This is a genomic window from Pseudomonas libanensis, assembly GCF_001439685.1.
GTDB lineage: Bacteria > Pseudomonadota > Gammaproteobacteria > Pseudomonadales > Pseudomonadaceae > Aquipseudomonas > Aquipseudomonas libanensis.
Window position 1 is genome coordinate 317,054 of sequence record NZ_JYLH01000007.1, and the last position, 9,451, is coordinate 326,504.

The 9,451-nt window shown below is 58.4% G+C and carries 4 protein-coding genes and 1 pseudogene; 3 read left to right on the forward strand and 2 right to left on the reverse strand.

Features of this window, described 5'->3' with window-relative positions; all coding sequences use genetic code 11:
* Window positions 1-64: 64 nt before the first annotated feature.
* Window positions 65-1,063 (forward strand): SEL1-like repeat protein, encoded by a 999-nt coding sequence (locus TU73_RS13960; protein ID WP_057012724.1) that lies wholly within the window; start codon window positions 65-67, stop codon window positions 1,061-1,063.
* A 94-nt stretch (window positions 1,064-1,157) separates the two neighbouring features.
* Here TU73_RS13960 and TU73_RS13965 read toward each other — a convergent pair whose 3' ends face one another.
* The gene (locus TU73_RS13965; RefSeq protein ID WP_057012725.1) at window positions 1,158-6,017 is read right to left on the reverse strand and encodes an NAD-glutamate dehydrogenase; all 4,860 of its coding nucleotides are present in this window, start codon (window positions 6,015-6,017) and stop codon (window positions 1,158-1,160) included.
* 469 nt (window positions 6,018-6,486) lie between these two features.
* Between TU73_RS13965 and TU73_RS13970 the strand changes: the two genes are divergently transcribed.
* Both TU73_RS13970 and TU73_RS13975 read left to right on the forward strand, forming a co-directional pair.
* Complete coding sequence (locus TU73_RS13970) at window positions 6,487-8,241, forward strand: dermonecrotic toxin domain-containing protein (RefSeq protein ID WP_057012726.1); 1,755 nt, start codon at window positions 6,487-6,489, stop codon at window positions 8,239-8,241.
* Window positions 8,242-8,345: 104 nt separating this feature from the next.
* The gene (locus tag TU73_RS13975; protein WP_057012727.1) at window positions 8,346-8,708 is read left to right on the forward strand and encodes a hypothetical protein; all 363 of its coding nucleotides are present in this window, start codon (window positions 8,346-8,348) and stop codon (window positions 8,706-8,708) included.
* Window positions 8,709-9,242: 534 nt separating this feature from the next.
* Here the strand turns inward: TU73_RS13975 and TU73_RS28340 are convergent.
* Window positions 9,243-9,451: pseudogene (locus TU73_RS28340) on the reverse strand (IS3 family transposase); the annotation flags it as partial.

A 9,451-nucleotide genomic window follows, 5' to 3' on the forward strand; every position in this document is an offset into this window, starting at 1 on the left:
TTACCGACATCTTTCCATAGTCTGGATTGCGCACTGATTGAGTGCTTCATGACTGGCATTGAAGATGATCATTGATACAAGAGTTTACGAGAACCTCTACACCCTGATTAGCCAATTGAACGAGCAGAAAGCCTCTCTGGCAGAGCCGCTAAAGACCTCACTGACCGAGCTGACCCATTCGGCAAAAGAGATCGGAACTGCATTGTTCCATCAAAAACGCTTTGACGAAGCCGAGTTCTATTTGACCTTCCCTGGACTGGCTGGCGACGCCGAAGCGCAATACGGCATGGCTACCTGTACCGGTTACCAACTCGGAGCATTCCGCTACCCGTTCCCGCGAACAGTGGGATGGCTCAAGCTCGCAGCGGCACAGGATCATGTCCTGGCGTTGATGTGGCTGGGTGATACCCAATCGCTGGCAAAGGCCAAGGCCCTGTCCACGGCGGGCGCAGCCCAGGGTGACATACAAAGCATGTTCAATTTGTATACCTTGACGGATGACTTCACCTGGCTGACCAAGGCTGCCGAAACGGGCAACCCCAGAGCCTTATTCAAACTCGCCCAAACCTATCGGAAACACCCGGGACTGATGCCCAACGCCGTAGAGCGCACGGCAGAAATTGAAGTGCTGTGTCAAAGAGCCGCTGATAGCGGATATCCATTGGCACTCGCGGACCGTTTGTTCTCCCCGGCCTCAACCGCCACGATGGTTGAAAAGCAGCGAAGGCTTGTTCAATTGGCGTGGACAGGTGACCAGGACGGGTTACTGGAGTATGGCTACGCACTTGCCGCCCTTCCACGGGAAAAAACCAGGCCTGCTCGTACCTATGGCATGGACAGAGACCTGCCCAAGGCCTATGCCGCGCTGAAGTTCGAGTGGGATAGAACGGCTACTACCAGGCCAGTCCCAGGGCTGGAAGAGACCCTCGATTTCATCGCTCATCAGATGAGTCCGGTTGAGCATGATGCCGCCCCAGCTATTCGGTCGGAGCTGGAAAGCAAAATAGCCTCGGCGCCTAAATACTACGAACCCAAGGTAGTAGTAGGTTATTCACCCAACTGATCGTGCCTTGGCCTGGAGCCTGATTGGCGCGGCTGAAAAAAAACCTCGTGTCTTACGACACGAGGTTTTTTCGGTTTTAACGCTCTGCCAGCACTTACAGCACCGACTGACCGCTCAATGCCAGGTCCAGCAACTCACGGTTGGCCACCGCATACATGGCGTAGTCCGTGCCCACGGCAGCACGGATTTCCACCATCATCGCGCGCCAGCGATCAGCCATGTCCTGGTGTTGCTCAAGCCACAGGGCCACGCGGGCTTCCATGTCCTGTGGCGCATCAGCCATTTGCAGGACCGCGATGGTGATTGCCCGTTGCTGCCAGTCCACATCGTCGCGGAAGGCTTCGCGGGCCTGGGCCTGCCAGTTGTTGGCTACCGGCAGATCGCTGATCTGCTGCAGGTACCATGGCAGGTCCAGGGCGCTGCCAACCGCGAAGTAGGCCTTGGCCACTTCGGCGGCGTCATGCCCGGTCACGTCGGCCGCTTCGATGATCGGCAGCAAGGTGTACAGGTGAGTCGTACCGGCCACCATGCGCGCCAGCAACTCCGGCACACCGGCTTCGGTATACGCCTGGTAGCGGGTCTGCCAACCTTCGCGGGTCGGACCTTCCAGCAATTCGTCGAGTTTGAGACCCAACGCGGCCAAGTGCGGACCGAAGTGCGCGGTGTCACGCCCGGCGTCCTGCTCGTTGCGACGGCTGCGCAGGAACCAGCGCGTAGCGCGACGGCCCAGGCGCATCAGCTCGTCCATCAGCTCCAGCTGCACGTCGGCAGAGACCTGGTGGTCCAAGGCCTCAATCTGACGGAACCAGTGCGGGAGGTGGAAGATGTCGCGCACGATCACATAGGCGCCGGCCACGTTCGCCGGGCTCATGCCGGTCGACTCCTTGAGGCGCTGCACGAAGGTGATGCCCATGTGGTTGACCAGGTCGTTGGCGATCTGGGTGCTGACGATCTCACGCTTGAGACGGTGACGACGCATGGCCTCACCGAACTTGGCCACCAGGCTCGGCGGGAACGCGGTCTCCATGTCACGGGTCAGGTACTCGTCATCCGGCACCAGCGACTTGAGCAGCGCTTCCTTGAGGTCGATCTTGCTGTACGAGATCAGTACCGACAACTCCGGACGGGTCAGGCCCTTGCCGGTAGAGGCGCGCTCGCTGAGCTGCTCTTCGGTCGGCAGGTACTCGATGGCGCGGTCCAGCTTGCCACGACCTTCCAGATCGCTCATCAGGCGCTTGTACTCGGCGGCACGCTCGTAGGCACGGCGCGCCGCCAGGGACAAGGCCTGGGTCTGCTTGTAGTTGTTGCCCAACACCAGGTGGCCGACTTCGTCGGTCATGCTCGCCAGCAACTGGTTGCGTTGCTTGTCGGTCATGTCACCGGCCTGCACCACTTCGTTGAGCAGGATCTTGATGTTCACTTCGTGGTCGGAGCAGTCCACGCCACCGGCGTTATCGATGAAGTCGGTGTTGGAACCGCCGCCATTGAGGCCGAATTCCACACGGCCCAGCTGGGTCATGCCGAGGTTGCCGCCCTCGCCCACCACCTTGCAGCGCAGCTCGTTGCCGTTGACGCGCAGCGCGTCGTTGGCCTTGTCGCCCACGTCGGCATGGCTCTCGGTGCTGGCCTTGACGTAGGTGCCGATGCCGCCGTTCCACAACAGGTCCACCGGCGCTTTGAGCAAGGCGTTGAGCAGTTCGGTCGGGGTCAGCTTGTCGGCCTGGATGTCAAAGCGCTCTTTCATCTGCGGCGAGATGGCGATGCTCTTGGCGCTGCGCGAGAAGATACCGCCGCCTTCGGACATGATGCTGGTGTCGTAGTCGGTCCACGACGAACGCGGCAGCTCGAACAAACGCTTGCGCTCGACGAAGCTGGTGGCCGGGTTAGGGTTCGGGTCGATGAAGATATGCAGGTGGTTGAAGGCTGCGACCAGTTGCAGCTTATCGGACATCAGCAAGCCGTTACCGAACACGTCACCGGCCATATCGCCGACGCCCACCACAGTGATGCTGTCTTCCTGCACGTTGATGCCGCGCTCACGGAAGTGACGCTGCACACCGACCCACGCGCCCTTGGCGGTGATGCCCATTTTCTTGTGGTCGTAACCGGCCGAACCGCCGGACGCAAATGCATCGCCCAGCCAGAAGCCGTAGTCGATGGCAATGCCATTGGCGATGTCGGAGAAGGTCGCAGTGCCTTTGTCCGCCGCCACCACCAGGTACGGGTCATCATTGTCATGACGCACGACATTGGCCGGCGGCACCAGGGCGCCATCCTTCAGGTTGTCGGTGATGTCCAGCAGGCCGGAAATGAAGATGCGGTAGCAGGCGATACCCTCGGCCGCGATCTCGTCACGGCTGCCGCCCAATGGCAGGCGACGCGGCAGGAAGCCGCCCTTGGCACCCACCGGCACGATCACCGAGTTCTTCACTTGCTGGGCTTTTACCAGGCCCAATACTTCGGTACGGAAGTCTTCTTCACGGTCGGACCAGCGCAGGCCGCCACGGGCGACATTGCCAAAGCGCAGGTGCACACCTTCGACACGCGGCGAGTAGACGAAGATTTCAAACTTCGGTACCGGCTTTGGCAGCTCAGGAATCGCATGCGGATTGAACTTGAAGCTGAAGTACGGCTTGTTCTGGCCGTTGGCGTCGGTCTGGTAGAAGTTGGTACGCAGCGTGGCCTTGATCAGGTCCAGATAACGACGCAGGATGCGATCTTCGTTGAGCACCTGGACGTCGTCCAGGGCGGTGAGAATCGCTTGTTCCAGGCGCTGCTGCTTGTCTTCCAGGTCGTCGGCGGTGAGCTTGCGCGCCAGGTAGAAGCGGGTCTTGAACAGCCGGGTCAACTCGCGGGCAATGTCAGTGTGGTTGTTCAGGGTGCTGGCGATGTAACCCAGGTCGAAGCCCAGGCGGATCTGCTTGAGGTAGCGAGCATAGGCACGCAGCAGCGCCACGTCGCGCCAAGGCAGGCCGGCGGTGAGGACCAGGCGGTTGAACGCATCGTTCTCGGCATCGCCATGCACGATATGCACGAACGCGTCCTGCAGGGTGTCGTTGAGCTGCTGGATATCCAGGTTCACGCCTTCGGCGGCGATGAACGCGAAGTCATGGATCCAGAATTCACGGCCATTGGCATGGCGCAGGCGATACGGGAACTCACCCAGCACACGCAGGCCGAGGTTTTCCAGGATCGGCAGCACGTCCGACAGCGCCAGCGGGGTATCGGCGTGGTAAAGTTTGCAATGCAGCTCACGCTGGCCGGAGACCTGGCCCAGGGGCTGATAGAAGCTCATCACCAGTGGGTTGGCTTCGGTGAGGCTGTTCAGGTGCTGCATGTCGACCACCGCCGAATGCGCGGCAAAACGCTCGCGGTAGCCCGCCGGGAAACCTTTCGGGAAGTCCGCCAGCACGTTGGTGCCGTGGGCTTCGCCGAAGCTTTCCACCACCAGGCTGGCGTAGTCGTCCTGCCAGCTGCGGCAGGCCTGCACCACTTCTTTTTCCAGTTGCAGCGGGTCGATGTCCAGGCGGTTCTTCGGGTCAACCCGCAGAATCAGTTGCACACGGGCCAGGACGGATTCGGAGAAGAAGGTCCAGAACTCGCAGTCTGACGCTTTGAGGCGATCCATCAGCACTTGCTGGATCTTCTGGCGCACTTCGGTGGAGTATATGTCGCGCGGTACGTAGGCCAGGCAGTAGCAGAATCGACCGTAGGGGTCTTTGCGCAGGAACACGCGGATCTTGTTGCGTTCCTGGATCTGCACAATGGACATCACGGTGCTGAACAGCTCGTCGACCGGGGTCTGGAACAGGTCGTCACGGGGCAGCACTTCAACCACCTGGGCCAGCTCCTTGCCCAAGTGCGCCTTGGCCTGGAAGCCCGAACGGCGTTCGATCTCGGCGACCTTGCGACGGATGTAAGGAATCACTCGCACGCTTTCGCCGTACACCGAGGAGGTGTACAGGCCCATGAAGCGGTGTTCCTTGATGACCTTGCCGTCGGCGCTGATTTCACGGATAGACACATAGTCCGGGTAAGCCGGGCGGTGCACTCGGCTTGGGTGCGCAGCCTTGGCGAACGACAGCACGGTCGGTTCGCGCAGGTAGGCCACGGCATAGTCTTCGATGCGCAGGTCTTCGGCAGTGAGGCCGGCGCGCAGCAGCTTGGTCAGACCGAGGAAGGAATCGGCGTCATATTCGATATGACCGCCGTCCGCCTCGTCACGTACCACGAACTCCTCGTAGCCCAGGAAGGTGAAGTGGTTGCCCACCAACCACTCCAGGAAGTTCTTGATCTCGGCTTTTTCTTCGCCGTCGATGGCAAACGGGCTGGCATCGATACCGGCCAGCAGGTCCTGGACCTTGGCTTTCATCGGTTCGAAATCGGCTACGGCCACACGCACTTCGCCCAGCACCTGCTCAAGCTCTTTGCTCAGCACGTTCAATTCGGCGGCGTTGGCGCAACGGTCGATTTCCAGGTACATCAGCGATTCTTGCAGGATGCCGTCGCCCTGGGTGCCTTTTGGCAGGATTTCCAACAGCTCGCCCTTACTGCCACGACGCACGCTGAGCACGGTGGTTTGCAGGGTGTGGATACTGTAGCCGCGGCGGTTGAGCTCGGTGCGTACCGAGTCCACCAAAAAAGGCAGGTCATGGTGCAGCACTTCGACCGCAGTGTGGGTCGATTGCCAGCCATGACGTTCGTAATCGGGGTTGTAGACCCGCACCTGCGGTTGGGTGTGATCAAAGCGCTCAAGCAGGCGCCAGGCAGACAGGGTGCAACCGGCCAGGTCGGAAAGGCGACGCTGGGTCAGTTCATCCAGGGAAATGATGCCGAAGAATTGTTCAGCGAACAGCGCCACTTGTGGCAGTGCCTGTTCACTGATGTGCTGGGCCAGTGCCGCTTGCAGTTGGTGCTGGAAGTCGGCCTTGCTGGCTGCGGTGAAGAACGCCATCTGTGGTACTCCGCTTGGGCTTGTTATTGATGGAAGCGTCGCGTGTTATCCCCTTGCGGGGAGACCGTCGGCTCTGTTCGTGGGACACGATAAACGAATCAGGGCGACAGGTGGGTGAAGCTGGACAAGACAGTCAGGTCACATACAACGTCCATAAGATGTGTCCCTGCCGGGTGACGGTACGACGGGCAGGTCAAGCGCCTGGCGCGGGGCACATACGTTGCGCAGCTTAACGAGTGTAGGAAGACTGGTGCTTGCTGCACTGCGACATATTCGGTCAACAGCAGGCAGACAAAGGTTGCACAAAGGGCAACCCAGGCTCGAAAGGTTAACGCTGGATCAGCTTCCTACATTCTTAAATACATCGATCTCACAGCCATTTTGGAACCATCTCTAAATTCGAACCAATCAAATCAGGCATCAGACGAATCAAGGAAGATCTCTTTACATCCCCATTCTGAGGTCGAATATGTCTATCGCTCCGATCAATCCTCCTTCAGTACAAATCCCTTCCCCTCCTCCGGCAGACGCCTCTGCCGGTAACGCCCAACCTGACGTTACCCAGCAACGGCCGGGTTGGTTGAACTGGCTGAACAAGCAGATTGACGCTGAGCCTTATAAGCGGCCAGCCTTTTTGAACACACTCAACGAGGCGGCTCAGAATCACGCCGTACTTACGCCGGAGGGGGCCTCACGCGCCTATTTCCACGCACCGGTCAAGCGCAATGAGGCGCTGGATGATTACGCCAGACACTACACCCCCGTCAAGACACCCAACGAAATCACGTCAGAACAGGTAAAAGCCCATATCGAGGACACCTTCGGATTCATCGACGTTGATCCCGATAAAACCTTTCTTGTGACCATTGTTTTCAATCACAAGAGTGACAAAGAACATAACAAAGGCGTTATCACCCAGAAAATATCCTTAACAGATGCGGCCCGACTTAATATTCAAGGCATTGAACTGCCTTTTTTCAGTGGCCCTGACTCGAGAAGTGAATACCGCGAGGGGCCTCCATTGATTAAGATAGATCCAAAGTCCCGCCACACCGGCCCTCCAAGCCCTGACGGCCAATACTCAGTTCCGGAAAATTTCACCTACAACAAATGGGCCCACGGTATCTATCTCGAGCCTTATCCGGGCGCGCCCGACATCTATGACCACAGCAACCACCATCCGATCGACCCTAACCAATTCAAGCAGATGGTCTGGGACAACGCCTATAAAAAGCCTTACGACAATTATTTGAAAAATTACTGGAACGCCAATACACGCGCCCAGTTTACGGCCACCTCGACGGTTGCGTACTTGACGGCAGCGCATATTCAGCATCACGACCAATCGTTGACCGAAAACGACAGGAAAATTGCCATGGGTGTAGCCGGCCTCCCCCCTGACAAAACCTACCTGAGCGCGACGCCAGACGATTTGAAACAACCGTATAAAGCTGACCCGAATTTGGAAACCAAATTCCTCACGTTCAACGGTTTTGAATCGCGAATGTTCTACACACGCGACAAGACAACTGGGCGAATACTTTTGTATGTCCCTGGCCTCCTGCCCCCGCTGCAGGGGTTTGACTCGGTTGAACCCATGAATCGCTGGCTGGGCGAACAATTGAGGGATCCTGAAAAGCGCGAGCCATTTAAACTGCTGTTCCGACCACAAGATCGCCCTACCGCCGGCCCCATGGCAGGCCCGCTTGGAGGCTGGAGTGTGGGCGTGGACAAGCACATCGATCGAGTTGCCGATGATCTGGATCGGACTATGTCGGAAGAAGTCCAGGCCCGCCTTGGCTATTGGAGAGAAGGCGGCTTGTTCGATGGAAAAGTATTCGAGGGCAACCCCTTTGAAGAACTGCAACATCGCACAGAACAAGCGGCCAAGGCGGCGACCGATCAGCAATTCGTACTCAATAGCGACCAACAAAAAGCCACGGCAATGAGCTGGTTGAAGCTGGCCTCCTACGGTTTGATCCTTCTTGCGCCCCTTGGCATGGCCTTCCCTCCTGTGGGCGCGGCCCTCACTGCAGTCGCTGTCGGACTCGGTGCAGCGGAGCTGGGGATCGGCATCGATGACCAAATCAACAACCGGCCAGGCGCCTCTGAACGCATAGTCAGCGGCGTAACCAACACCCTCAAACCCCTCGTGAGCGAGGGTTTCGGCAAAGCGTTCACTCCCGTTACGAATTCAATCAAAAATGTTGTTTTCAAGGTCTGAGGCCGCAGACCTAGAACAGTCAGCCTGCGTAAAACCACTTAAAGCGACACGAGATCGCAGGTAATGGCAGAATCACGCGCTACCGCGCTTAAACAGGACTTTCCATGCAACTGACCACCACCCACCTGCTCGTCAACCCCTGCGATGACGAAGAAGACAACATGGCTATGCTCTGCTGCCACGGCAAAAACGGCGAAATGTTCATGCTCAGTCGTTACCCGGATGAAGATGAAGTGGAACTGACCTGGGATTACCAGCCGTCGACCCTGGATGGCCTGAAGATCACCCTGAGTGACACGACCTTGGTGGTAGATCTCGCCGCAGGCGATGCCGATGCATTGGGTGGCGAGGATCATCTGGAGATCACCCACGCCACGGCCGCATCCGACCTGGCCGAAGTGGAGGAAACCTTGCAGAACATCCTCAAGGGCACTGGCACTTTCATCCGGATTCAAGCTGCACCATAGATCAAATGTGGGAGGGGGCTTGCCCCGGATGGCCATGGGTATTTACACAACTCTGACATAGCGACCGTCAGTGACCACGATGCGAAGCGAGCCGCCGTTGATCTTGATCTGCTTTTGATCTTAGGCGCTCCGTTAAACCAGCCAGGCCGCCATCGGGGCATAGGTATCTACACAACTTCGGCACGAGGCTAAATCTGTGGCGAGGGAGCTTGCTCCCGTGACGGGCTGACAGCCGACGCTGATCTAGCTGACGCACCGCGATCCAAATGTGGGAGCTGGCTTGCCTGCGATGACGGCCTGCCAGCCGATGCCAATCTACCTGACACCCCGCAATCAAACTGTGGGAGCGGGCTTGCTCGCGAAGGCGGCCTGACAGGCGACACAGCTATACCGGGTACATATCCATTCCTGCGGTAACGGCCACTTAGGGTTCCGCTCTGACAGCGGGTCACTTTGGAAAAGAGCCCCAAAGTAACCAAAGGGCTCTTGCCCCACCCGGCGTTTTTCAAGGTAGTTGTCGCGTCAACCGTTCTGCTATGCCGCTTTTTGTTCGGTCTGCTGTTCCCGATCTGGATTCAGCAGCACCGTTCCTACCGGTTCCCAGTTACGTGTTTGTCCTGACCACCGTTCAGGTCTTTTCCGGCGCTCCCGCTCATACAGCTCATGGCGCAGTGCCAGGATCTGATGATCTTTCCCTCCATGGCGCTCTGATGGGGTGACGAAGCGGATCCGGCTGTGCCGGT